The sequence below is a fragment of the Protofrankia coriariae genome (genome assembly GCF_001017755.1).
Classification (GTDB): Bacteria; Actinomycetota; Actinomycetes; order Frankiales; family Frankiaceae; genus Protofrankia; species Protofrankia coriariae.
Genome location: NZ_JWIO01000018.1, coordinates 55882 through 79946, shown reverse-complemented (window position 1 = coordinate 79946; position 24065 = coordinate 55882). Strand labels below are relative to the sequence as shown.

The window sequence follows — 24065 nt, the reverse complement described above, 5'->3', positions numbered from 1 at the left end:
CCGGGCCGTACCCGCGGGTGGAGCGCAGCGACGGATGAGGTTGCGTGGACCTGCCGTCCGGCGCCTGGCGGCGCGGGGGACCCGTCCCCCGCGCCGGCCGGGCGCGCCGCGCCGACTGCTGGCCTCCCCGGTCCGGGGACTGAGGTGGCTGTGGGCGCGGCTGAGGCGGCGGCGCCCGTCCGCGCGGGCCTGCGCCGGGTTCGCCGTCGTGCTGGTGGTGGCGCTGGCGGCGGGGGTGGGGCTCAGCCGGGTCAGGTCGGACACCACGACGACGTCCTTCCTGCCCGCCGGGGATCCGGCGCAGCGCGCGTTACAGGAGTCCGCGCGTTCCTTCGGCGGCGACCCGATCGTCATCCTCGCGGAGTCGGCGGGCGATCGTGAGCTGCTGGGCGCCGAGGAGATCACCAAGCTGATGGCGTTGGAGGGCAACCTCGCGCAGTTGCCCGACGTCGCCGTGGTCTATGGCCCGGCGACCGTGCTGAACCAGATCGCCGGTGCGGCACAGAACCTGCTCGCGACCATCTCCGGCAAACGGGACGCCCTGCGGGCCGAGGCCGAGCAGCAGGCGCGTGCCGCCGGCCGTTCCGACGCCGAGGTCACCCAGGCCGCGGACGCGGCTGTCGCCGAGTTCGACCTGCGTTACGGCAGTCTGCTCGTGCGTGGCCTGCCCGCCGGCCTGCCCACGCTGCGCAACCCGTCCTTCGTCAGCGCCGTGGTGTTCGACCAGGACGGCACTCCCCGCCAGCAGTGGCGGTTCGTGGTTCCGGCGCCGAACGCCGTCGCCATCCTGGTCCGTCCCCGGGAGGGGCTGGACCAGGCGGGAACCGAGCGGCTGGTCGCCGCCACGAGGAAGGTCGCCGACGGCGCCGGGCTGCGCACGAGCAGGCTGACCATCACCGGCATGCCCGCGATCGCCGCCGATCTCGGCGGGCAGGTACGGCGCGAGATCCCGCTGCTCGGCGCGCTGGCCCTCGGGCTGATCGCCGCCTGTTATCTGCTGGTGCCCTGGGTGCGCCCCCGTCACCGGCTGCTGCCGCNCCGGCTGCTGCCGCTGGCCGCGACGCTCGGCGCGACAGCGCTCACGCTCGCGGCCCTCGGCTGGCTGGGGCATCCGCTCTCCCTCGGCGTCGTGGCGTTCCTGCCCATCCTGGTCGGGATCGGCAGCGACTTCCCCGCCTACCTGATCCGGGGCGCCGAACGGCGGCGGGTGATCGTGGCGGCGCTGGCCAGCGCCGCGGGCTTCGCCTCGCTGGGACTCTCACCGGTGCCGTTCGTCCAGGACCTCGGATGGGCGCTCGCGGCCGGTGTCCTGCTCGCCGTCGGGTTGGGCTTCCTCACCCGGCGCCGGGTCGCCCAGGCCGCGGCCGAGCGGGCGGTGGGCGATGCGGTGAGCCACGAGGTAAGCCATGAGGTGAACGAGGACAGGCCGGTGCCGACGATGTCGCGGGCGCGCCGGGCGATCGTGCTGGTCATGCTCGTCGCCGTCGCGGGAGCGGGCTGGTCGGCGCTGGCGTTCCTCGACATCGAAGCCCGGCCGGACCGGCTCGCCAACGGTGTGTCCACACTGGCCGACGCGCAGCACGCCGAGAACGTGCTCGGATCGGCCGGTGAGGTCCAGATCCTGGTCAGCGGCACAAACGTGATCACACCGCAGGCGCTGGCCTGGATGCGGCAGGCCGAGGACACCACCATCCGCCGGTTCGGGGGCGACCTGCATCCCATCGTGAGCCTTCCCGGCCTGCTGGCCTTCCTGGGGGACTCGCCGACACCCGACCAGATCGCGGCCGGGCTTCAGCAGCTCCCGCCCTACCTCGCCACCGCGGTCGTGCGCAACGACGGCCGGCAGGCGGTGATCAGCTTTGGCGTCGAGCTGGAGGACGTCGCGCGCCAGCAGGCCCTGCTGCGGGACGTGCGGGCCGCGCTGCCCAGGCCACCGGAGGGGCTGACCGCCGAGCTGGTCGGGCTGCCGGTGGTGGCCGCGCGAGGATACGAGCTGGTGTCCGGCGATCGCTACCCGGCGAGCCTGCTCGGGATCGTGGCGGCGGGGCTGGTGCTGCTGGTGGGCCTGCCCCGCCGTTCCGAGGCGGCGCGTGCCGTGCTGGCCGCGGCGCTGGCCACCGGGTGGGGGCTGGCCGGGGCGTGGCTGTGCGGCATCGCGCTCACCCCGCTGACCGTCACGCTGGGCTCGCTGGCCACCGCCACCGCGTGCGAGTTCAGCGTGCTGCTCGGCCAGGGGTACGCGCGCCGGTCACCACACCTGCGCCGGTCGGTGGCGGTGGCGGCGCTGGCCGCGTCCGCCGGCTACCTCGCGCTGGCGGCGTCCGGCCTGTCGCTCATCCGGCAGTTCGGTATCTTCCTGGCGGCCACGGTCGGCCTGTCGCTGCTGGCGGCGTTTGTCGTCGTCCGGCTGTTCCCCGTTCGGCCCGCGGCCGGGCCGCGGGCCGACGGTGCCGGCGGCGCAGCGGTGCCGGATGCCGTGCCCGGCGTGGCGGTGCCGGACGACGGGCGCGGCGTACCGGCGTCCGACAGCGAGCATGACGCGCCAGCGCCGGACGGCACACCCAGCGCAGCGCGGACGGAGGTGAAGGTGTGAGGATCACGCTACCGGGCCCGCTGGGCCGGTCATGGGCGCGCGCGGTTCTGGTGGTGCTGGTACCGCTGGTCATCGCCGGGCTTGCGCTGCTCGTCGTGCCGCTGGTGACCGGGCTGCCCGGCAACGCCGCCTTCCGCGTGGGCGACACCGTGGTGACCAAGGACCAGTTGCACGACCGGGTCGAGGTGCTCAGCGCGCTCTACGGGATCCGCGAGCCGGTCGGCGGCAGCGAGCTGGAGCAGTTCCGGCGGGACATCGCCAAAGCGGTCGCGGTGAGCATGATCCTGGACAACGCCGCCGCCGAGCGCAAGATCGTCATCGCGGACAAGTCGGTCCGGGACACCCTCAGCAAAATGATCGACGAACAGATGGGGTCGGACGGGCAGCGTGCCTTCACCGACCTGCTGGCCAAGCTGAAGGTGTCCGAGAACGACGTCCTCGACGAGGTCGGACGCCAGCAGCGCACGGCCAGGCTGTTCCAGGAGGTGACGGCGCCGGCGGTCGCGACCGTCGCCGACGACCAGCTGCCCTCGTACTACGAGGGCCACCGGGCGGACTTCGCCGTTCCCGCGCAGCGCCACCTGCGCAACATCGTGGTCGCCACCAGGGAGGAGGCGGACCAGGCGGTGCAGCGCACCAGGGATGGCGCGGACTTCGCCGCCCTCGCCGGTGAGACGTCGCTGGACGAGTCGACCCGGAGCAGCCAGGGCGATCTGGGGTTTGTCACCGCCTCGCAGCTGGATGCCGAGTACGCCAAAGCCGCCTTCGCCGCCCCCGTGGGCTCCGTGTTCGGCCCGGTGCAGACCCGTTACGGCTGGAACGTCGGTCAGGTTCTCGAGGACAGGCCGGCCAGCCAGCCGTCTTTCGAGCAGGCCAGGGACGAGGTGCGGGAGGCGCTGCGCTCCGAGCGCGCGGTCGCGACCTGGCGGACGTGGCTCGCCGACCGGATCAGGGCGGCGGACGTGGAGTACGCCGACGACTACCGGCCCGCGGATCCCGACGCGCCGCCGTCCGACGACTCCGCGACGCTTCCGCAGCCGGGCGTGACCGGCAGCCCGGCACCCGCGGCGCCTCTCTCGTCGTCCCTGCTGTCCCTGCCGCCCGCCTCCGCCCCGCCGTCGCTGTCGGCCCCGCCGCCGCTGTCCCTCTCCTCGACGCGATGATCGGCTCGGTGCGATGATTGCCGCGGCGCTGGTGCAGTTCGCGTTCGCCGCCGCGTTCTTCGCCATCGGACGGTGGGGGCAGCGGCACGCCCCCACCCTCGTCCCCGCCTCCCTTTCTCCGGAGGGACGGGCGAAGAGGGAGCGGTCCCTGCGCCGGGGGGCGCGTTCCTGCAAGATCATCGCTGTGTTCTTCGTCGTGCTCGGCGTGGTCGGGCCGGTGCTGCCCAGCTGACCAGGGAGCGGGGGAGTGCCGCGGGGCGGGGGAGCGGCGGCCGGATCGTCCGCCGGCGGTCAGCTCCCGCCGCCGTGGTGGCCCGGCCGGCTCTTCTCGGTCAGTTCCGCTGCAGCCCGGTGACGATGATCTGCCGGGCCTCGTCGGCCAGCGGGTAGGGCACGAACAGGGTGAACCGGTTGATCAGGTCGTCGAAGCGGCGCCGGAGCTCCGTGACGACCGCGGCCGGCTCGCCCACCACCGCGAACGTGTGCAGCACGGTGTCGTCCACGAGCTTGGTCATGACGTCCCACTCGTTCTGCCTGGACAACCGGTGCAGCTCCGTGTGCAGGTCGCCCCAGCCGTGCAGTTCCAGGACGCCGCGGTAGGCCGGGGTGGCCCCGTAGAAGGCGATGCGCTCGCGCACCGTCCGCACGGCCTCGTCATAGCTTTTCTCGTCGATTCCGGTGGCCACCAGCCCCGGGTAGGACAGGGTGAACTGTTCCCGCCGCCGGCCGTTGTCACGGAGCACCGATTCCACGATGGGGAGCGTGACCTCCCGCAGGTAGCGTTCCGTGGTGAAAGAGTGCACGAGTATGCCGTCGGCGACCTCCGCGGCGACCGAGGCCATCTTCGTTCCGACCGCGGCTATCAGAACCGGTGGCGGGCCGTAGGGGTTGGGGCCGGGATTGAACAGCGGTGTCATCAATGTGTGCTGGTATATGTCGCCGCGGAAGTCGAGCGGTTCCCCGTGGTGCCAGCTACGCCATATCGCCCGCATGGCCAGGACGAACTCCCGCATCCGCTCGTTCGGCGCGGACCACGGCATGCTGAAACGGCGCTGAATATGTGGTTTGATCTGAGAGCCAAGCCCCAGCACGAACCGGCCGGAACTGAATGTCTGGAGGTCGTTCGCTGTCGACGCCATGGTCATCGGGTTGCGGGCGAATGCCACGGCTATGGCGGTACCGATTTGTAGCCGCGGTGAGCGGTCCGCGGCCAGCAGCAATGGTAAAAAAGGGTCGCGGCCGACCTCGGTCGCCCACACCCCGTCGTATCCGATCCGTTCGGCCGCCGCGACCTGGGCCGAGATGCCAGCGATATTCGCGCCGCTGGTCCCGTCCGAGGATCCGCCACCAATGAATCCGTCAACCAGCACTGTCAGCTCCTCCTGATCGCCACGACGACAGTTTCAGGCCTGCTACGGGGTCGACGCGCCCCGCCCGGGTCGACTGCCGTGCCCTGACGGCCCGGCTGTCCACCGACGGGCCGGCCGGTCGCGGGTACCAGCGAAGATCATTTTCTTCTCCTGGTCGGCCTGCCTGGCCGTGAAAGGTCGACCGGCGTCTCGGCGGACGGGGTGAGGGCCGCCGTCGCGATCAGGACGGGGCCGACGGGCGGACGATCGTGGAGAATTGGCTCCGATGGCGAGAAGTAAATCAGGAGTAACTTAATGGGTCAACAACTCCACCTCGTCCGGCGATGCGCGAGGCGGTGCGCGAAGCGGCACACAGCGCTCCCCGGACGCGGGCTGGACGCCTGGCTGGGGGCGTTGCCGTCGGATCGTGCCGTCAGCTGCTGTCGGTGGTGGGGAAGTTTGAGTGGGACCGGTATCCGCGTGAGACGGCATGGTGGGAGCGGACAGTGAGTGAGCATGGCGGTAGAGGGACGATCGCGAGAACTCCGCGTCCACGCAACCGCAGAGCTCAGATCATCACTGCTGCCAGTGAGCTGTTCTATCGTTTCGGTTATCACAACGTGGGCACCGAGGACATCGCCGGCGCGGTCGGGATCACCGCCGGTGCGCTCTACCGGCACTTCCGCAGCAAGGAGGAGCTGCTGGTGTGCGCGCTGACCGACAGCTTCGACCTGGCGGCGTCCGTCGTCGACCGGCATCACGATGGCCAGCTCACAGCCATGGTGCAGGACCTGGCCGAGACCGCGGGCCGGCGACGCGACCTCGGGGTGCTGTGGAGTCGGGAGAGCCGCCATCTCAACGACGAGCAGCGGCAGCGGATGCGGGAGAGGTTCTTCGCCTTCCTGGCGGGCTTCGTCGTCGCCCTGAACGACGTGCGTGACGAGCTGAGCCGGGACGACGCGGAACTGCTGGCATGGTGCGCGCTCGCCGTGCTCACCAGCCCCTCCTACCACCGGGTCCCGGCCGCCCCGGAGACGATGGTCGCCCTGCTGCGCAGGATGGCCCTGTCGGTGTGCACCGTTGACATCGCCGGTCTGTCCGGGCAGCCGGCTCCGGAGCCGGTCACCACCGAGACCGGGCTGTCACCGCAGGGGCGGCGGGAGGCGCTGTTGGTGGCGGCGGCCCGATTGTTCAGCATCCGTGGTTACCAGACGGTGACCATGGAGGAGGTCGGTGCCGAGGTCGGGGTGACCAGCGCCGGCGTCTACCGGCACTTCACCGCCAAGGCCGACCTGCTGATGGCGATTGTCGCGCGTGCGGCCGAGTCCCTGCAGCTGGGCATCGCCCGGGCGCTGGCGGCCGCCACGACCCCGCAGGCCGGCCTGGAGAACGTGGTGGCGGCCTACATCGACTTCGCGATGGCGCACACCGATCTGGTCAACGTGCTGGTCGCCGAGGTGATGAACCTTCCGTATTGGAACCGTCACAGAATTCGTAAGGCGCAGCACGACTACGTCGCGGAATGGGTGTCCCTGATGGCGGCCACGCGCCCGGATCTGGACCGGACCGCGGCGCTTTTCCGCATCCACGCCGTGTTGATGGTGGTCAACGACGTAGCGCGCACCGCTCACCTGCGAAGCCAGCCAGGAGTAACAGAAAAACTTCGTTTGGTAGCCGCTCATATCTTGCACAGTTAACACTGTGTCGACGGTGGCCGCCGGCCTCCGTCGCGGGCGGGCGGCCGTGGCGACGGGCCGTGCCCGAGGCCGACCCGAGAGTCGTATCCGGAGAAGCCTTGACGAAGTGACCTGAATCACCTACGTTCTGTCCCGAAGTAAATGTGGCAACACATAGATCCGGTCTCTGGAGCTGTTGTCCGGCCCCCGCGAGGGGCGCTGGGCCCTGGGGGCCGCGCCGTCGTCGCGATCGGTCCACTTCGGACGTGGAGGACAAGGGACAGTGGCGTCACCATATTCCACCACTGCGTTAGCCCAGGCGGATCTTCAGATTCGTCAGAAGAAGCTGGTCACGGCATTACACACGGCGGTGGACGCGGCTCCGGTCGAACCCGGCAGCCGTTCGGCCGCGGCGCTCACCGCGAGACTCGAGCGGATCGACGGTGAATCCATCGACGCGGAGGTCCGGGGCGGGGAAGCGGCCCGGGCCGGCGCGCTGCTCGCCGAGATCAGTGCCGTGCAGAACGATCTGCGCGAGCACATGTTCGGTATGCCGTTCCGGGTGCTGAGCCGCATCCGGGAGGAGCTCGCCCGGATACGCCGGGCCACGACTTCCGCGGAGGCCATCGCGTCCGCTCCGGCAGCCCTGTGCGCGGCCGGTGGATTCGACCGGGCGATGATTTCCAGCCTGCGCGGCTCGACCTGGCTGCCCGCCGGGCTGCACGTCGGGGCCGACGCCGACAGCGCGGTCAACGTGGCGTTCCGGGACTTCATCCAGGACCTGCGGATTCCGTTGACCTCCGCCATGCCGGAAGCCGAACTCGTCCGGCGCAGGGTACCCGCGCTGATCCAGCACGCGCAGTCCGAGCCCAGGCTCTTCCGCCCGTTGGTCGAGGTGTCCCAGACCCGGGAGTATGTCGTCGCGCCGATCCTGGCGAGTGGTTCGGTCGTCGGCTACCTGCACGCGGACGCCTATTCCTCCGGGCGTCGCCTCACCGGTTACGACCGGGAGCGTATCCAGATCTTCGCCGACGGCTTCGGTCTGATTCTCGAGCGCACGGTGCTGCTCGAACGCCTCGCCCTGCAGCGGGAACGGATCGCGAAGGCGTTCTGCACCGCCCGGATGATGACCGAAGGGCTCAGCGCCGCCCCGGTCCGGCTCGTGCGGCAGAGCACCCCGGCGACCGAGTCCAAGCCGCCGGTGTCGCTGCCGAGTATGCTCGCGGCCTCCGCACCTCGTCTCCCGGACGGGCTGACCCCGCGGGAGCGGGAGGTGCTCGCCCTGCTGGCCAGCGGAGCAACCAACGCACAGATCGCCGATCGTCTGACCGTCTCCGAAACCACGGTGAAATCACACGTGAAACACATCCTGCGCAAGCTGCACGCGTCGAACCGCGCCGAGGCGATCGCCCGGTATCTGTACCTTGCGCGCAGTCAGGATCGTGCCTTATGACCGCCGACCCGGACCGGAAGCCCGGCATGTTCCCGGCGCCCGCCGGCGCCCGAGGATGGCGACGCCGCCAACGCGATCTCGCGGCCCGCATCGACCTCATGCACGACGAGGTCCGGGCCGCCCTCCACACGGAGCCGACGGCATCCGTCATCCCCGACGATCTGGCGACGTCGGCCGAGGTCGTCTCGACTCTGGCCGGGCGCTGCATCGACCAGCTGCGGGCCACCGCCGGCACCGACGGCATCACCGCCGCGGACGGCGACACCAGCCTGCAGCTGTGCCATCTCATCCTGGATCTCCAGGAGCTCTCGTTCGACCTCTACCAGCACGACCTGAACCTGTGCACCCGGCGGTTCGCCGACTGCGCCGCGGGGCTGCAGCGCCTGCGGACGCTGCCGAGCTCGGTCGACCTGCTCGACCAGGTGTGCGAGGAGCTCGTCCACCGGTGCGGGTTCGGGCGCGCGGTGCTCTCTCGGGTGGAGGACAGCGCCTGGCATCCGTGGATGGCCTATTTCAGCAACAGTGACGAGTTCGAGTCATGGTTCGCGCGCTGGGTCGACCGGCCGATCCCGTTGGAGGGCATGACGCCCGAGACCAGGCTGCTGACCGACTGCCGGCCCGCGGTCGTGTACGACACCGCGAACGCGCCCGTCCACCGGCCGATCATCGTGGAGTCCGGGCGTTCCAAGTCCTACGTCGTCGCCCCGGTGATGCGCGGGACGGAGGTCGTGGGTTTCCTGCACGCGGACCACCATCCGTCCTCGCGCCGGGTGGACGAGGTCGACCGGGACGTTCTCTGGATGTTCGCGGACGGGTTCAGCCACATCTACGAACGAGCCGTGCTGGCCGAACGCCTGCGTACCCAGCGCAACCACGTGCGGGAGATCCTGTCGTCGGCAGTGGAGATGATGAACGACTTCTGCGACGCGGGCATCGATCTCTCCCGGTACGCGGGTATCGGAGCCATGCCCGGCGACGGCGCGCGGCCCGCCCCGATCGCCACCGCGCACACCGGCGGGGATCTCACCGCGCGGGAGTCGGAGGTTCTGGAGCTGATGGTGGCGGGTGCCACGAACAGCGTCATCGCGGAAACCCTGGTCATCGCCGAGGAGACCGTGAAGTCGCATGTGAAGCACATCCTGCGCAAGCTCGGCGCGGTGAACCGCTCCCAGGCGATCGCGGGCTCCCTGGGGATGACCATGCGTGAGATAGAGGCCTGAAAACTGGTCACAGCCGAAAAATCAATACGCAACGTAACAAAAAGTTGCGATGCGTATTGACTTTTCTAGCACCTGGAACCACAGCCCCCGACAGGGAACCCCGCTCCTCGATGGGGACCGCGGCCACGGTGGCCGCGGTCCCCGCAGGTAGGGCATCGTGGCTTGGGTCGCCAGTGACGCCCACCGTCTCGCGTTGCCGCCGGCATCCTGTTCGCCGGAGGCAACGCGAGCAGCGGCTACGGAGCGTGAAGCAGGCCAGGGACCTGGTCGGTGGTCAGCCGAACAGACCGAGCTCGGACCGGCCGAGCAGGTCGTAGACCTGGTCGGTGGTCAGCGGGTGGAAGGGGCCACCACGGGCGTCCCGGTAGAGCCGTTCCAGGATGTGCCCGCGCCGGAAGGCCGAGCCGCCGACCAGGCGGAGCGCGGCGTCCGTCACCTTGATCGCCGTCTCGGTCGTGGCGACCTTGGTAACGTCGGTCCAGGCTGCCCGCGCGACCGGGTTCCACTCGGCGTCACGGCCCTCGATGAGGATCCGGGCGGTCGTCTCCAGCGCCCGGGCCGCAGCCTCCGTCTCGACCAGGATCTTGCCGAGCCCGTACTGGACGTAGCCGATCCCCTTCAGGGCGACGTCCTTGCCCTCCTGCGTCGCGCCGAGGGACTTCTTCTTGAGGATCTCCCGGGTCTCCAGGTAGGCCTTCTCCGCGAGGCCGAGGTAGACGCCGGAGAAGCTCAGTGACGCCCACTCGAACTCGCCGAAGAGGCCGTTGCGGAAGTTGCCGCCGTACGCCGAGGCCGGCACGTAGACCTTGTCGAAGACGAGCGTGTGAGTGCCGGTCGCGCGCATCCCCAGGGTGTCCCAGGTCTCGACGATGCTGACCCCGGGCGTGTCGATCGGGATGACGAAGACGGCCTCGCGGGACGCGTGCTCCTGGAAGTCCTCGGGCAGCTCCCCGGAGGGGTCGGTGATGGTGGCGTTGAAGGCGACGATGTCGGCGCCCTGACAGAGGGTGGCCCAGGTCTTCTTGCCGCTGACGTGCCAGCCGCCCTCACCGTCGGGGACCGCCACGGTGTCGGCGAGACCGGTCAGCCCGGCCCGGTCCTCGCTGAAGGGCCCACAGATGATCTTACGCTCGTTGACGACCTCGGAGAAGACCCGCTGCCGGGTCTCCTCGTTCAACAGGCCACGGAAGATACCGACCATGGTCTGGTGCATGTTGAACGCCAGCGCGATGGGCGGGTCACCCTTGGCGAGCTCCCTGGACACCAGAGCGGTGGTCCAGATGTCGGCGCCGAGGCCACCGTACTTCTTCGGGACGGCCAGAGCGGGCAGGCCGCTCTCCTTGTAGATCGGCACGAGCTCGGTCGGAAAGCGGTTCTCGGCATCAGCCCGTGCTCCGGCCTCGGCAAAGTGCTTCGCCACCGAACGGGCTATCTGTATCACCTCGGCTTGTTCGGCCGGGGTTATTTCCACGTCGTGCTTCCCCATACCGCAACTCACTCCCAACCATCGACGACCATGTGCTTGCGAAGCCGTTGCGAGCGTAATCGCGCCGCCGCCGGCCGGAATCTCCCTGCGGGAGAGATTCTGCCCTTCAACGGGGTGACACCCGCTGGGAACCGCCTCCTCCCGGGGGATTCGGGAGCCGGCCGCGCGCGTGCCGCCCCGGGCCGGGTGCGGTCCGCGACCACGGCTGCCCGGCTTCCGTCATTATCGGCATCGGCCCTTCCGTCATTACCGGCCCTTCCGTCATTACCCGGGCACGGTAAGCTGGCCATCGCCGACCGGCGGATGATCGTCCGCGATCAGGCTATCGTGGCGGTGTGCGCCGCCGCCGGCCTGCTGGTTCACGCGAAGGAGCACCGGTTCACCCGAAGGAGCAGCGTCTTTACCCCTGGGGGATGAGGCGCCGGCCGTGAACTGGTTCTACCGTTGGGACACCTACCCGCCGATCGGGCCGGCGGTGTCTTTCTTGAGTTTTCCCGGATTTTCCGGGACCGCGGGTACGCAGGAAAAGCTTGATCATACCCGTCGGTCCGGCGGAGCCGACCCACCGCGGCTCCGCCGGACCGTCGCTCGTGGGTGTGACCGTCGCCTGACCCTGGTCGGGCCAACCGGGATCGGAACGGAGCGCGTCGATGAGCCGAGTCACCGAACACGCCGAACACTGGGCGCAGGGGATCACGAGTGACACCGATGTGGCGATCTCGCTGTACACGGACGACGTCCGGTACGACGGGCACTCGGCGGCCGGCCAGGAGCGCGGCCCGGCCGCCGACGTCGCGGGCCTTCGCGAGCGGTTCGCCGCGTACCCGGACCGGGAGACCGACAACGACCCGGAAGCTCCTCGTTTCGAGGTGCTTGAGGCGATCACGACCACCGGGGGAAGCGGATCGCGTTCCGTAACTGTCCTGTGGCACCAAAACGGCGAGCAGCGTGCCGGATACCAGAACCCGTCAACCGGCGACGAGAACCCTTCCGTTCGGGACCAAACCTGGTGGTTGGCCGACGCCGACGGCAGAATTGACCGTGAGCCGACCACCTGGAACGACGCCCCGGTATTTCAGCGAATCGGGCCGCCGGTCCCCACCCCGCACTCCTGGGAGAAGGATGCCGACCCCGGTTCGCCGGTCTGAACAGGCGGACCGAAGGTGACACCACTCCGCCGATCGTGGAGGTACCGGTGACATTACCGCACGCATGGCACCAACGGCTGAGGCTGCCGGCGGTGGCGGCGCCGATGACCGACGTGTCAGGCCCCGATCTCGTGATCGCCGCCGCCGTGAACGGCATCATCGGCACTTTTCCCACCCATAACGCGAAAAGTGCCGACGAACTGGAGGAATGGCTGTCGCGCATTACCGCGGCGACAGGGCCCCCCGGGTCCGCGCAGGCCGCCCCGGTGGGCGCCAACCTCGTCGTGCACCGGTCCAACACGCGGCTCGCCAGCGACCTGGACAGCCTGCTGCGGCATCGTCTGGAAATCGTCATTACCAGCGTGGGTTCTCCCGCGGCGGTGGTCGGGCCGCTGCACGACGCCGGCATCCTGGTACTGGCGGACGTGGCAAGCATACGCCATGCCCACAAGGCGATCGAAGCCGGGGTGGACGGCCTGGTGCTGCTGTCCGCCGGCGCCGGCGGACAGACCGGGTGGGCCAACCCGATCTCCTTCGTACGGGCCCTGCGGGACGACTACGACGGGATCCTGGTCCTGGCCGGCGGCATCAGCGACGGTTACGGCGTGTTGGCCGCCCGCGCCGCCGGTGCCGACCTGGCCTATCTCGGCACCCGCTTCATCGCCACCACCGAAAGCCTGGCCTCCGACGCGTACCGGCAGGCCGTCGTCGAGGCCACCCTCGACGACATCGCCGCATCGGTGCAGGTCAGCGGCCTACCAGCGAACGTACTCAGAAGCTGGCTCGAAGCCCAGGACATCACGCCGACCCCGCCCGCCGGGGGGGCCGGCGACGCTTCTCCCGGCTTCGCCCAGGACCGGCTGCTCGCCCAACAGAACGTCTGGGCGGCTGGCCACTCGGTATCCGGCATCGACGAGGTTCTCGACATTCCGAAGCTGGCGGAGCGGCTTGCCCGCGAATACCAGCAGGCCCAGGACCTGCTGCTACCGGCCGCAGCGAACGGCATTTCCAGAAGGTGGAGGTAGAGCACGCATGTGGGGCACGCTGCCAACGGTTTTCGATCGGGTCACCCTGTACTACGCCGATTCAACGGCGATCATCGACGGTGATCGCCGGCTGACATACCGGCAGACGCGGCAATGGGCCAACCGGGTCGCGAACGGGCTCATCGCGTTAGGGGTCGCCAAGGGGGAGCGGGTCGGCCTGTTGCTGCCCAACGTCCTGGAGTTCATCCCGTCCCAGCACGGCATCTGGAAGGCCGGCGCGGTGCTGGTGCAGCTGCCGACCCGGGCCTCCGCGTCCGGCCACCGCAGCAACCTCAAGCAGGCCGAGGCGACCACGCTCATCTACCACGCGCAGTTCGACTCGACCGTCGCCGAGGTGGTGGCCGGGCTGCCCAACCTGCGCCACGTCATCCGGCTCGACGACGGGCGCGGGCCCGCGGAGACCACCGTCGCCGGTGTCGTCGACTACGCGAAGCACTTCGAGTCGCAGTCGGACACGGCCCCCTCGGTGGACATCGACGAGCACGACGAGGCGTACGTGCTGTTCACCTCCGGCAGCACCGGTGAGCCGAAGGGCGTGATCAACTCTCACTTCACCTGGGCGCACTACAGCATCACCGCCGGTCTGGAGATCGGTGACATCCGACCCGGTGAAATCTTCGCCCACGGCGCGCCGCTGACCCACTTCACCCAGATCTTCGTGCTGCCGACCTTCCTGCGCGGCGGCACGAACGTGATGCTGCCGGGACTGGACGTCAACACCCTCCTCGAGAAGATCGAGAAGGAGAAGGTGACGGCCACGGCCCTGGTCCCGACGATCATCTACCTGCTGCTCGACCACCCCGACCGGAAGAAGTTCGACCTCTCGTCGCTCAACACCATCATCTACGCGGGGGCCCCGATCGCTCCGGAGCGACTGCGTGAGGCGCTCGACGTGTTCGGCCCGATCTTCATCCAGGCCTACGCCGGCACCGAACCGGGATACGTCTCCAGCCTGCGCAAGCAGGACCACCGAGTGGACACCGAAAAGGACATCAAGCGGCTGGCGTCGGCCGGCCGGCCCCTGCCGTACGTGGCGGTGACCATCCAGGACGACGACGACCGCCCGCTGCCCGTCGGCGAGGTCGGCGAGATCACCTCCAAGCAGCTCGGCCAGATGCTCACCTACGTCGACGCCTCGCGTAACGCGGAGGCGCTGCGCGACGGCTGGGTACACACCGGGGACATCGGTCACCTCGACGAGGACGGCTTCCTCTACATCGTCGACCGCAAGAAGGACCTGGTGGTCAGCGGTGGGTTCAACGTCTTCCCACGGCAGGTGGAGGACGTGCTGCTGACCCACCCGGCGGTCGCCCAGGCGGCTGTTTTCGGCATTCCGCACCCGAAGTGGGGCGAGGCCGTGCACGCCGTCGTGGTCACCCGGTCCGGGCAGCAGGTCGACGAGAGCGAGCTGATAAACCACGTCAAGCGCGAGCTGGGCAGTGTGCCCGCGCCCAAGTCGATAGAATTCACCGACCAGCTGCCGGTCAACCCGGCCGGGAAGGTCGACAAGAAAACGATTCGCGCGCCCTACTGGGCCGGCCGGACCCGTCAGATCGGATAGCTCCGCCGCCCCTCGGCTGGTGTTCACCCTGGCCGTCTGACCAGGGTGAACACCAGGCCGATCGGCGCGAGACGAGGAAGAACCCCCAAGCCATGGGAATGACGATGAGTGCTCAAAGCAGTACCGGCCATCCCGGCCCGGAGACTTCCGTGGTGGATCCCGCCCATTTTCGCGACGTCCTTTCGCGTTTCGCGAGCGGGGTCGTCGTCGTGACGGCGATAGTCGGGGACAGGCCGGCCGGCCTGACCTGCCAGTCGTTCACGTCACTGTCCCTGCAGCCGCCGCTGGTGCTGTTCTGCCCGGCCAAGTCGTCCACGTCGTGGCCTTCGGTGGCGGCGGCGGACAGCCTGTGCATCAACATCCTGAGCGAGGGGCAGGACGAGGTCAGCAACGGGTTCGCGCGCAGCGGCGCGGACAAGTTCGCCGGCGTCGGCTGGACGCTGCTGCCCAACGGCGCGCCGGCGCTGGACAGCGCCGTCGCCCACATCGGCGCCCGGATAGCCACGGTCTACGACGGGGGCGACCACCACATCGTCACCTGTCACGTGGAGTCCCTCCAGACCCCCGGGGAGCGCGATCCGCTCCTCTACTACCGGAGCAAGTATCGGCGTATCCGGTCGCTGGACTAGCCTGGCTGGCCGGCATCACAAGCCATCCGCGTCCAAAGGAGGACAAGGTGTCCGTACCGCATTACGGGTTGTTCATCGACGGAGAATGGGTCGACTCCGCCGAGAAGTACGAGATTCGCAGTCCCGCGACGGACGAGCTGGTGGCAACGGTCGCCAAGGGCGGGACTGCCGACGTGGACCGGGCGGTTGCCGCCGCCAAGGCCGCGCACGAGGCGGGGCAGTGGCGGCGTACCCCGNGGGCAGTGGCGGCGTACCCCGCCGCAGGAGCGTGCCGCGGTGCTGCACGCGGTCGCGGACCGCCTGGAGAAGCGGCTGCAGGAGCTGGCGGCCCTGCAGACCCGGGAGAACGGCGCGACGATCCGCGTCACCGGGGCCCTGCACCTCGGCCTGTCCATCGCCCAGCTGCGTTACATCGCCGACCTCGCGACGACCTACGAGTTCGAGAAGAACGGGCCCGAGATCGGGCCGATCCCGGCCGTGGGTGTGCTGCGCCGCGAGCCGCTGGGCGTGGTGGCCGCGATCGTGCCGTGGAACATCCCGCTGCTGGTCATCGTCTGGAAGGTCGGCCCGGCGCTGGCCGCGGGCAACACCGTCGTGCTCAAGCCCGACGAGCACTCGCCGCTGGTCGCGCTCGAGCTGGCCAAGGAGTTCGAGGCCGCCGGTCTGCCCAAGGGTGTGCTGAACCTCGTCACCGGTGACGGCGACCCGGTGGGCGCCTACCTCAGCGGCCACCCGGACGTCCGCAAGGTGGCCTTCACCGGGTCGACCGAGGTGGGCAAGAGCATCCTGAGCAAGTCCGCCGACACAGTCAAGCGGGTCACCCTCGAGCTCGGCGGCAAGGGGCCGAACGTCGTCCTCGACGACGCGGACGTGCCACTGGCCGTCGACGGAGCGCTGTTCGCGGCCCTGGCCAACAACGGGCAGGCCTGCGAGGCGGGAACCAGGCTGCTGGTGCCGAACAGCCTGAAGGAGGAGTTCCTCACCAGGCTGGTGGAGCGGGCGAAGACCCTCAAGCTCGGCAACCCGCTGGACCTCGCCACCGACGTCGGCCCGGTGATCAGCCCCGGGCAGCGGGACCGCATCCTGGGCTACATCGAGTCCGCCCGGGCGGACGGCGCCACCATCGCGCTCGGCGGCGGGGTGCCGCAGGGGCCGGAGTTCGCCACCGGGAACTGGGTGGAGCCGACCATCGTCACGGACGTCACCAACGACCAGCGCATCGCCCGGGAAGAGGTCTTCGGCCCGGTGCTGACCGTGCTGACCTACGACTCCGTGGACGAGGCGATCAAGATTGCCAACGACACGAACTACGGCCTGTCGGCCGGGGTGTGGGGACGTGACGAGGCGCGGGCGCTGGACGTGGCCCGACAGCTGGACGCCGGCATGGTCTACGTCAACGACTGGCACGTGATCAACCCGGCCTACCCGTTCGGCGGCTACAAGCAGAGCGGCCTGGGGCGCGAGGGCGGCCCGAACGCGCTCGACGCCTACACCGAGCAGAAGTACATCGCGGTCGACCGCAGCGGCGGACTGGAGAACCGGGCGGCGTTCGCCCTGGTACTGGGGACGCCGCCCGCATAAGTGACGGGCCTGAAGGAAACAGCGCGGTGCCGACACCCTGTCGGCACCGCGCGCCGATGCCGACAGCGCGTCCATCCGGCGTGAGCCGGGCATGAACGACTGCCGTCGCCGGTGTCGGCGACATCCCAGAAAGGGAACCTGATCGTGTCAGCCGAGGCGTACATCTACGAGGCGGTTCGGACCCCTCGAGGAAAGGGAAAGAAAGGGGCGCTGCATGGCACGAAGCCGCTGGACCTCGTGGTGGGCCTCATAGACGAGGTGAAACAGCGGCTTCCGCAACTGGATCCGGCATACGTCGATGACGTGGTCCTGGGAGTTGTCTCCCCGATCGGGGACCAGGGCGGTGACATCGCAAAGGCGGCGGCGATCGCGGCCGGCCTGCCCGACACGGTGGGCGGAATACAGGTCAACCGTTTCTGCGCCTCGGGCCTGGAAGCGACCAACATCGCGGCCCAGAAGGTGCGCTCGGGGTGGGACCGGCTGGTCTTCGCCGGCGGCGTCGAGTCGATGTCGCGGGTGGGGATACTCTCCGACGGCGGACCGCTGTTCAACGACCCGGTCACGACCTATGACCACTACTTCGTCCCGCAGGGCATCGGCGCCGACCTCATCGCCACGATCGAGGGCTTCAGCCGCGAGGACGTGGACGCGTACGCCGTGCGTTCGCAGGAGCGCGCGGACGCGGCCTGGCGCAACGGCTACTTCGCGCGTTCGGTGGTACCGGTCAGGGACGTCAACGGGGTCGTGATCCTGGACCACGACGAGCACCGCCGGCCCGGCTCGACAGTGGAGTCCCTCGGCGGGCTGAAGCCGTCCTTCGAAGGTCTCGGCCGCTCGGGCGGGTTCGACGCCGTCGCGCTGCAGAAGTACCACGAGGTCGAGAAGATCACCCACGTCCACACCGGGGGGAACTCCTCGGGCATCGTCGACGGCGCGTCGCTGCTGCTCATCGGTGGGGAGCAGGCGGGCAGGGACCTCGGCCTGACACCGCGCGGCAGGGTTGTCGCCACGGCGATCAGCGGGGCCGACCCGACCATCATGCTGACCGGGCCGAAGCCGGCGACGGAGAAGGTGCTCGCCACCGCCGGGCTGACCCTGGACGACATCGACATCTTCGAGCTCAACGAGGCGTTCGCGTCGGTGGTGCTCAAGTGGATCAGTGATCTGAAGATCCCCGAAGAGAACGTGAACGTCAACGGCGGGGCGATCGCGATGGGGCACCCGCTCGGCGCCACCGGCGGGATGCTGGTCTCCACCGTGCTCGACGAGCTCGAGCGCCGGGGGCAGCGCCGGGGGCTCATCACGCTGTGCATCGGCGGCGGTATGGGCGTGGCCACGATCATCGAGCGCGTGTGAACATGTCGACGGATACGGGTGGATCGACTATGGCGTACACAGAGACCATCCAGTGGGCGCACGACGCCGACGGCGTCGTCGTGCTGACCCTGGATGATCCACAGGCTTCGGCGAACACCCTCAACCGGGATTTCGTCGAGTCGTTGCAGGCAGCCGTCGACAGGCTCAACCGGGAGAAGGAGGCGATCACCGGCGTCGTTCTCACGTCGGCGAAGAAGACCTTCTTCGCCGGCGGTAACCTGAACGAGCTCAGGGCGCTGCGCAAGGAGGACGCCGCGGAGTTCACGGCGCACCTCAACCGGATCAAGGGGCTGCTGCGCGCCCTGGAGACCTTCGACCGGCCGGTCGTGGCCGCCTTCAACGGCGCGGCCCTCGGCGGCGGTCTCGAGCTCGGGCTGGCCACCCACCACCGGATCGCCGCCGACGTCCCGGGCAACCAGATCGGTCTGCCGGAGGTCGGGCTCGGGCTGCTGCCCGGCTGCGGCGGGGTGGTGCGGACCGTGCGCATCCTCGGCGTCATCGACGCCCTGAACAAGGTGCTGCTGCCCGGCACCCGGTTCAGCCCGGCCGACGCGGTCGAGGTCGGCCTGGTCGACGAGATCGTGGCGACCATCCCCGAGCTGGTACCCCGGGCCAAGGAGTGGATCCAGAAGAACCCCGAGGCGCGCCAGCCATGGGACGTCAAGGGCTTCCAGATACCCGGCGGGACACCGGCCTCCCCCTCGCTGGCGCCGGTCCTGCCCAGCCTGACGGCCAAGCTGCGCGCCCAGCTCGGCGGCTCGCCGCTGCAGGCGCCGCGGGCCATCGTCGCCGCCGCCGTGGAGGGCGCGCAGGTCGACGCCGACACGGCGTCGCTGATCGAGACCCGGTACCTGATCCACCTGGCCACCGGCCAGGTGGCCAAGAACCTGATCCAGGCGTTCTTCTTCGACACCCAGCACATCAAGGCCGGTGGTAGCCGGCCGGCCGGGTTCGACCGCTTCCAGGCGCGCAAGGTCGGTGTTCTCGGGGCCGGGATGATGGGCGCGGGTATCGCCTACGCGGCGGCGAAGGTCGGGATCGAGGTGGTCCTGAAGGACGTCAGCCTCGCTGCCGCCGAGCGTGGCAAGGCCGGTGTCGAGAAGACCCTCTCCAGGGCGGTGGCCAAGGGGAGGACGCCGCAGGCAGAGGCGGACGCGATACTCGGCCGAATCCTGCCGACGGAGGATCCGGCCGACTTCGCCGGGGTCGACTTCGTCGTCGAGGCGGTCTTCGAGAGCGTCGAGCTCAAGCGCAAGGTCTTCGGCGAGATCGAGGAGATCGTCGATCCGGACGCGGTGCTCGGGTCGAACACCTCGACCCTGCCGATCACCCTGCTGGCGCAGGGGGTCCAGCGGCCGGAGGACTTCATCGGCATCCACTTCTTCTCGCCGGTCGACCGGATGGCCCTGGTCGAGATCATCAAGGGTGAGCGCACCTCGGAGCGCACCCTGGCCAGGGTCTTCGACTTCGTGCAGCAGATCCGCAAGACGCCCATCGTCGTCAACGACAGCCGCGGGTTCTTCACCAGCCGGGTCATCATCGCCTTCCTCAACGAGGCGGTCGCGGCCGTCGGTGACGGCATCGCGCCCGCCAGCATCGAGCAGGCCGCGTTGCAGGCCGGCTATCCCGCCGGCGCGCTGCAGCTCATCGACGAGCTCACGCTGACCCTGCCGAGGAAGATCCGCCAGGAGGCCAGGGCCGCGGTCGAGGCCGCCGGCGGCGTCTGGAAGGAGCACGCGGCGGAGGCGGTCATCGACCGGCTGATCGACGAGTTCGGGCGGCCGGGCCGTTCCGGCGGCGCCGGTTTCTACGAATACGACGACTCCGGCCGCCGGCAGGGGCTGTGGCCGGGCCTTCATGAGGCGTTCCGGGTACCGGGCCGCACGATCCCGTTCGAGGATCTCAAGGAGCGGCTGCTGTTCGCCGAGACGCTGGAGGCCGTCCGCGCGCGGGACGAGGGGGTCATCACCTCGATACCCGATGCCAACATCGGCTCGTTGTTCGGCATCGGTTTCCCCTCGTGGACCGGTGGAGTGTTCCAGTACATCGACCAGTACAAGGGCGGAACAGCCGGATTCGTGGCGCGAGCGAACGAGCTGGCCGAGCGTTACGGCGAACGGTTCACCCCGCCGGATTCCCTGGTGCGGGCGGCGGCCGCGGGCGCGTCGTACGCATAGGGAGGGACCGGCACCGGAAAGACCGCTGTACGTGCGACAGCGTCGTTGTGCGTACAGCAGGATATTGCGCCGCCACATACGGTGGATCAATGTCCGTCATGTTTTTCGTGTCGCACGGCCGGAGGCCCTCAAGGAGTACTGGTTGAAGGCCGTGCGGCCCTTGTGCCTCACGGTTGGAAGCCGCGGGGGAAACGCCGGCTGAAGGCTGTGCGATGCTTGTGTCGCACAGCCGGAAGCCTTGAGGGAAAACAGCCAGGTGGAAGGGAGCGGATGTCGGTGTCCGTGGGGCTGAGCATCAGGCCAGCTGTAGTCGATGACGGCCGGCCGCCCGATGGTGACCGGGTGGGTCGGCCTGGTCCGCAGGCACAGGGGAGGGCGCGTAAGCGCTCGTTCAGTGCCGATTACAAACTGGCGATCCTGGCGGAGTACGAGGCGGCGACAACACCGGGTGCGAAGGGCGCCATTCTGCGCCGGGAGCAGCTCTACGCCGCGCATATCGCGGTGTGGCGCCGGGCCCGGGACGCCGGCGCGCTGGCGGAGCTGTCCCGGCCGATCGGCCGGCCGCCNGATCGGCCGGCCGCCGGCGGACGCCCGGGACACCGAACTGGCCGAACTGCGTGCGAAGAACGGGCGGTTGGAGAAGGAGTTGGCGAAGGCCCGGCTCGTGATCGACGTCCAGGGAAAACTGCACGCGCTCTTGGCGACGTTGTCCAGGAGCGCGCCCAGCGACGTCGGTGTGCCGACCTTCTCACAGAAGCAGAACGGCTGATAGCGGACGCAATGGCCGTACTGGTGCCCCAGATCGGTGTGACGGCGGCCTGCGCCGCGGTCGGCCGCTCCCGGTCCACGTACTATCGGCGCTACCGGGAAAGCTCGTGTCCGTCACAACAGCTGCCCGGGGAAGGCTGGCGGGTGACAGCGGCCGACGAGTCCGTGACCCAGGGGATATGACCGCGCTGCCCCTGGCTCACGAGCTGATGAACAATCCTTGGAGACGGTGTGGACTTCGGTGAGGACGCGGAGCTGCGGGCTCTGCGGGAGACGGTCGCGGCGATCTCCAAACCGTTCGGTGGCGCCTACTACACCGAGCGCTCGGAGGCCAGAAAGCCGACCAGTGAGATATGGGCGGCGCTTGCCGAAGCGGGCTTCATAGGCGTGAACCTCCCCGAGGAGTACGGCGGCGGGGGCGGCGGCATCGTCGAACTCGCCGCCGTCACCGAGGAGAGCGCGGCGGCGGGCTGCCCGCTGCTGCTCCTGCTCGTCTCGTCGGCGATCTCCGGCGAGGTGATCGCCCGTTTCGGCAGCGCCGACCAGAAGCAGCGCTGGTTGCCGGGCCTGTCCTCCGGTGCTCACAAGATTGTCTTCGCCATCACCGAGCCCGACGCGGGCTCGAACACCCACCGGATCTCGACACGGGCCGTCCGGGATGGTGACGACTGGCTTCTCACCGGCCAGAAGTACTACATTTCCGGTTTTGACGACGCCGCCGCCGTCCTGGTGGTGGCCCGTACCGGTACTGACGAGGCCAGTGGCAGGGCGCGCCTGTCGCTGTTCGTCGTGCCGACCGACACCCCTGGTCTGACCGCCCACCCGCTGCCGGTTGCCGCGCAGGTTCCCGAGCGGCAGTTCACCCTCTTCTTCGACAGCGCCCGGGTCGCATCCGACGCGCTTGTCGGCGACGAGGGGGACGGGTTCCGGCAGGTTTTCCACGGCCTGAACCCGGAGCGGATCACCGGTGCCGCGCTGTGCGTGGGGATTGCCCGGTACGCGCTGGGCAAAGCCGTCGACTACGCGCGCAACCGGCAGGTGTGGGACCAGCCGATNGCAGGTGTGGGACCAGCCGATCGGTACCTACCAGGGGATTTCACATCCGCTGGCGAAAGCAAAGATCGAAACCGACCTGGCCGCGTTGATGACCCACAAGGCGGCCTGGGCACACGACCACGGCCTGCCCGCGGGCGAGCCGTCGAACATAGCGAAGTACGCCGCCGCGGAGGCCGCGCTCGCCGCGGTGGACCAGGCTATTCAGACCCATGGTGGCAACGGCATGTCCGTCGAGTACGGTCTGGTGCCGCTGTGGGGGCTGGCCCGGATACTGCGCATCGCGCCAGTCAACCGGGAAATGATTCTCAATTACGTCGCGCAGCACAGCCTCGGCCTTCCTCGGTCGTACTGAGGGGATGTACATGACGATCGTCGCCACCCACCCCAGGGCAGTTGAAGGCACCCCGTTGCGGTCCCGCCTCGACACAGCCTCGGAGCTGTACCGCACCAACCGTGCGGCCCAGTTGAAGTTTCTGGCCGAGCTCGACGACCAGTTGGATCTCGCGCGGGCAGGCGGTGGACAACGCTACCGGCAGCGGCACCACGACAGGGGCCGGCTGCTGGTACGTGAGCGGATCGAGCTGTTGCTCGACCGCGACGCACCGTTCCTGGAGCTGTCCACGCTCGCCGCGTGGGGGAGTGAGTTCGCTGTCGGGGCAAGCGTCGTCAGCGGCATCGGAGTGGTCTCCGGTGTCGAGGTCGTGATCCTCGCGCATGATCCGACCGTGCGTGGCGGCGCGATGAACCCCTACTCGTTGAAGAAGACGCTACGTGCGCTCGAGATCGCCCGGCGCAACCGGCTGCCGGTGGTGAACCTCGTCGAGTCCGGTGGCGCCGACCTGCCGAACCAGGCCGACCTGTTCGTCCAGGCCGGGAAGATCTTCCATGACCTGTCCGAGCTCTCGGCACTGGGCATCCCCACCATCGCGCTCGTGTTCGGTAACTCCACCGCGGGCGGTGCGTACGTACCGGGCATGTGTGACTACACCGTGCTCGTGGACCAGCAGGCCAAGGTGTTCCTCGGCGGCCCCCCGCTGGTGAAGATGGCCACCGGCGAGGAGTCGAACGACGAGGACCTCGGCGGCGCCGCGATGCACGCCCGGGTCTCCGGGCTCGCCGACCACTTCGCCGTCGACGAGCAGGACGCGATCCGCATCGGCCGGCGCATCCTCTCCGAGATCAACTGGCGGAAGCTCGGCCCCGGCCCGAGCCTGCCGCCCGACCCGCCCCTCTACGATCCCGACGAGCTGCTCGGGATCGCGCCGTCGGACTTCCGTGTTCCCTTCGACCCACGCGAGGTGCTCGCCCGGGTCGTCGACGGCTCCCGCTTCGGTGAGTACAAGCCCGACTACGGCACGAGCATCGTGACCGGCTGGGCCTCCATCCACGGCTTCCCGGTCGGGGTGCTGGCCAACGCCAACGGCGTGCTGTTCAGCGAGGAGGCCAAGAAGGCCTCGGAGTTCATCCTGCTGGCCAACCAGGCCGACACGCCGCTGGTGTTCCTGCAGAACACCACCGGATACATGGTCGGCGCGGCCTACGAGCAGGGCGGCATCATCAAGGACGGCGCCAAGATGATCAATGCCGTCACCAACAGCAAGGTGCCGCATCTGACCGTCAACATGGCCGCCTCGTTCGGCGCCGGCAACTACGGCATGTCCGGCCGGGCGTACGACCCGCGGCTGATGTTCGCCTGGGTGGGCGCCAAGTGCGCCGTCATGGGCGCCGCCCAGCTCGCCGGCGTGCTGTCGATCGTCGGCAAGGCCGCGGCCGCCGCGGCCG

General features: G+C 69.4%; 19 protein-coding genes and 2 pseudogenes (1 of these 21 running past the window's edge). 19 read left to right on the top strand and 2 right to left on the bottom strand.

Going from position 1 to position 24065, the window contains the following annotated elements; all coding sequences use genetic code 11:
- From FrCorBMG51_RS34765 to FrCorBMG51_RS13160, 3 genes are all read left to right on the top strand, one after another.
- Positions 1-381: the final stretch of an MlaD family protein gene (locus FrCorBMG51_RS34765; RefSeq protein ID WP_235433548.1), read on the top strand. The gene continues 1275 nt to the left of window position 1, outside the view; 381 of the gene's 1656 nt are visible here — the last part of the coding sequence; the start codon falls outside the window, past its left edge; its stop codon occupies positions 379-381.
- Between the two features lie 2208 nt (positions 382-2589).
- The gene (locus tag FrCorBMG51_RS13165; RefSeq protein WP_047223361.1) at positions 2590-3756 is read left to right on the top strand and encodes a peptidylprolyl isomerase; all 1167 of its coding nucleotides are present in this window, start codon (positions 2590-2592) and stop codon (positions 3754-3756) included.
- A gap of 13 nt (positions 3757-3769) precedes the next feature.
- Entirely contained in the window at positions 3770-3988 is a 219-nt protein-coding gene (locus FrCorBMG51_RS13160; RefSeq protein WP_047223360.1) for a hypothetical protein, read from the top strand.
- Between the two features lie 100 nt (positions 3989-4088).
- Here FrCorBMG51_RS13160 and FrCorBMG51_RS13155 read toward each other — a convergent pair whose 3' ends face one another.
- Positions 4089-5126, bottom strand: a complete 1038-nt coding sequence (locus FrCorBMG51_RS13155) for a TIGR03617 family F420-dependent LLM class oxidoreductase (protein WP_047223359.1) — start codon at positions 5124-5126, stop codon at positions 4089-4091.
- 485 nt (positions 5127-5611) lie between these two features.
- Here FrCorBMG51_RS13155 and FrCorBMG51_RS13150 point away from each other — a divergent pair, with 485 nt between their 5' ends.
- The 3 genes from FrCorBMG51_RS13150 to FrCorBMG51_RS13140 all read left to right on the top strand — a co-directional run bounded on the left by FrCorBMG51_RS13150 (position 5612) and on the right by FrCorBMG51_RS13140 (position 9454).
- Positions 5612-6802, top strand: coding sequence for a TetR/AcrR family transcriptional regulator (locus FrCorBMG51_RS13150; protein ID WP_047223358.1), 1191 nt, complete (start codon positions 5612-5614; stop codon positions 6800-6802).
- A gap of 262 nt (positions 6803-7064) precedes the next feature.
- On the top strand, positions 7065-8234 hold the full coding sequence (locus FrCorBMG51_RS13145) for a helix-turn-helix transcriptional regulator (RefSeq protein WP_047223357.1): 1170 nt from the start codon (positions 7065-7067) through the stop codon (positions 8232-8234).
- Positions 8231-9454, top strand: a complete 1224-nt coding sequence (locus FrCorBMG51_RS13140; RefSeq protein ID WP_047223356.1) for a LuxR C-terminal-related transcriptional regulator — start codon at positions 8231-8233, stop codon at positions 9452-9454. The genes FrCorBMG51_RS13145 and FrCorBMG51_RS13140 overlap by 4 nt, the downstream gene beginning before the upstream one ends.
- Before the next feature lie 274 nt (positions 9455-9728).
- Here FrCorBMG51_RS13140 and FrCorBMG51_RS13135 read toward each other — a convergent pair whose 3' ends face one another.
- A complete protein-coding gene (locus FrCorBMG51_RS13135; RefSeq protein WP_047223355.1) occupies positions 9729-10940 on the bottom strand; it encodes an acyl-CoA dehydrogenase family protein in 1212 nt (403 codons plus the stop codon).
- Positions 10941-11590: 650 nt separating this feature from the next.
- Between FrCorBMG51_RS13135 and FrCorBMG51_RS13130 the strand changes: the two genes are divergently transcribed.
- The 13 genes and pseudogenes from FrCorBMG51_RS13130 to FrCorBMG51_RS13085 all read left to right on the top strand — a co-directional run.
- Positions 11591-12088, top strand: coding sequence for a nuclear transport factor 2 family protein (locus tag FrCorBMG51_RS13130; RefSeq protein WP_047223354.1), 498 nt, complete (start codon positions 11591-11593; stop codon positions 12086-12088).
- A 35-nt stretch (positions 12089-12123) separates the two neighbouring features.
- Entirely contained in the window at positions 12124-13113 is a 990-nt protein-coding gene (locus tag FrCorBMG51_RS13125; RefSeq protein ID WP_338052744.1) for a nitronate monooxygenase, read from the top strand.
- A gap of 7 nt (positions 13114-13120) precedes the next feature.
- Positions 13121-14695 (top strand): AMP-binding protein, encoded by a 1575-nt coding sequence (locus FrCorBMG51_RS13120; protein ID WP_047223353.1) that lies wholly within the window; start codon positions 13121-13123, stop codon positions 14693-14695.
- 104 nt (positions 14696-14799) lie between these two features.
- Positions 14800-15324 carry a flavin reductase family protein gene (locus tag FrCorBMG51_RS13115; RefSeq protein ID WP_235433547.1) on the top strand — a complete coding sequence of 175 codons (525 nt, stop codon included), beginning with the start codon at positions 14800-14802 and terminating at the stop codon, positions 15322-15324.
- Between the two features lie 47 nt (positions 15325-15371).
- Positions 15372-15503 (top strand): annotated as a pseudogene (locus FrCorBMG51_RS34760) (hypothetical protein); the annotation flags it as partial.
- Between the two features lie 97 nt (positions 15504-15600).
- Positions 15601-16905 (top strand): aldehyde dehydrogenase family protein, encoded by a 1305-nt coding sequence (locus tag FrCorBMG51_RS13110; protein ID WP_235433546.1) that lies wholly within the window; start codon positions 15601-15603, stop codon positions 16903-16905.
- A 144-nt stretch (positions 16906-17049) separates the two neighbouring features.
- On the top strand, positions 17050-18261 hold the full coding sequence (locus tag FrCorBMG51_RS13105) for an acetyl-CoA C-acetyltransferase (protein WP_047223380.1): 1212 nt from the start codon (positions 17050-17052) through the stop codon (positions 18259-18261).
- A gap of 29 nt (positions 18262-18290) precedes the next feature.
- A complete protein-coding gene (locus FrCorBMG51_RS13100) occupies positions 18291-20459 on the top strand; it encodes a 3-hydroxyacyl-CoA dehydrogenase NAD-binding domain-containing protein (RefSeq protein ID WP_047223351.1) in 2169 nt (722 codons plus the stop codon).
- 634 nt (positions 20460-21093) lie between these two features.
- Complete coding sequence (locus FrCorBMG51_RS32540; RefSeq protein WP_268760561.1) at positions 21094-21228, top strand: hypothetical protein; 135 nt, start codon at positions 21094-21096, stop codon at positions 21226-21228.
- A gap of 11 nt (positions 21229-21239) precedes the next feature.
- Positions 21240-21410, top strand: coding sequence for a hypothetical protein (locus FrCorBMG51_RS31230; protein ID WP_013873440.1), 171 nt, complete (start codon positions 21240-21242; stop codon positions 21408-21410).
- Positions 21411-21458: 48 nt separating this feature from the next.
- Positions 21459-22220 (top strand): annotated as a pseudogene (locus FrCorBMG51_RS34755) (acyl-CoA dehydrogenase family protein); the annotation flags it as partial.
- The gene (locus FrCorBMG51_RS34750; RefSeq protein ID WP_338052746.1) at positions 22195-22635 is read left to right on the top strand and encodes an acyl-CoA dehydrogenase family protein; all 441 of its coding nucleotides are present in this window, start codon (positions 22195-22197) and stop codon (positions 22633-22635) included. The pseudogene FrCorBMG51_RS34755 and the gene FrCorBMG51_RS34750, both read left to right, overlap by 26 nt.
- A 10-nt stretch (positions 22636-22645) precedes the next feature.
- Positions 22646-24065, top strand: a 1420-nt coding sequence (locus FrCorBMG51_RS13085) for an acyl-CoA carboxylase subunit beta (protein ID WP_235433545.1), incomplete at its 3' end; no start/stop codon positions are given.

Excerpts from the sequence above, each read along its gene's own strand:
- FrCorBMG51_RS13160 (WP_047223360.1), top strand. The coding sequence starts at position 3,770 with ATGATTGCCGCGGCGCTGGTGCAGTTCGCGTTCGCCGCCGCGTTCTTC.
- FrCorBMG51_RS13120 (WP_047223353.1), top strand. The coding sequence starts at position 13,121 with ATGTGGGGCACGCTGCCAACGGTTTTCGATCGGGTCACCCTGTACTAC.
- FrCorBMG51_RS13100 (WP_047223351.1), top strand. The coding sequence starts at position 18,291 with ATGGCGTACACAGAGACCATCCAGTGGGCGCACGACGCCGACGGCGTC.
- FrCorBMG51_RS13140 (WP_047223356.1), top strand. The coding sequence starts at position 8,231 with ATGACCGCCGACCCGGACCGGAAGCCCGGCATGTTCCCGGCGCCCGCC.
- FrCorBMG51_RS13115 (WP_235433547.1), top strand. The coding sequence starts at position 14,800 with ATGAGTGCTCAAAGCAGTACCGGCCATCCCGGCCCGGAGACTTCCGTG.
- FrCorBMG51_RS13135 (WP_047223355.1), bottom strand. The coding sequence starts at position 10,940 with ATGGGGAAGCACGACGTGGAAATAACCCCGGCCGAACAAGCCGAGGTG.
- FrCorBMG51_RS31230 (WP_013873440.1), top strand. The coding sequence starts at position 21,240 with ATGGCCGTACTGGTGCCCCAGATCGGTGTGACGGCGGCCTGCGCCGCG.
- FrCorBMG51_RS13130 (WP_047223354.1), top strand. The coding sequence starts at position 11,591 with ATGAGCCGAGTCACCGAACACGCCGAACACTGGGCGCAGGGGATCACG.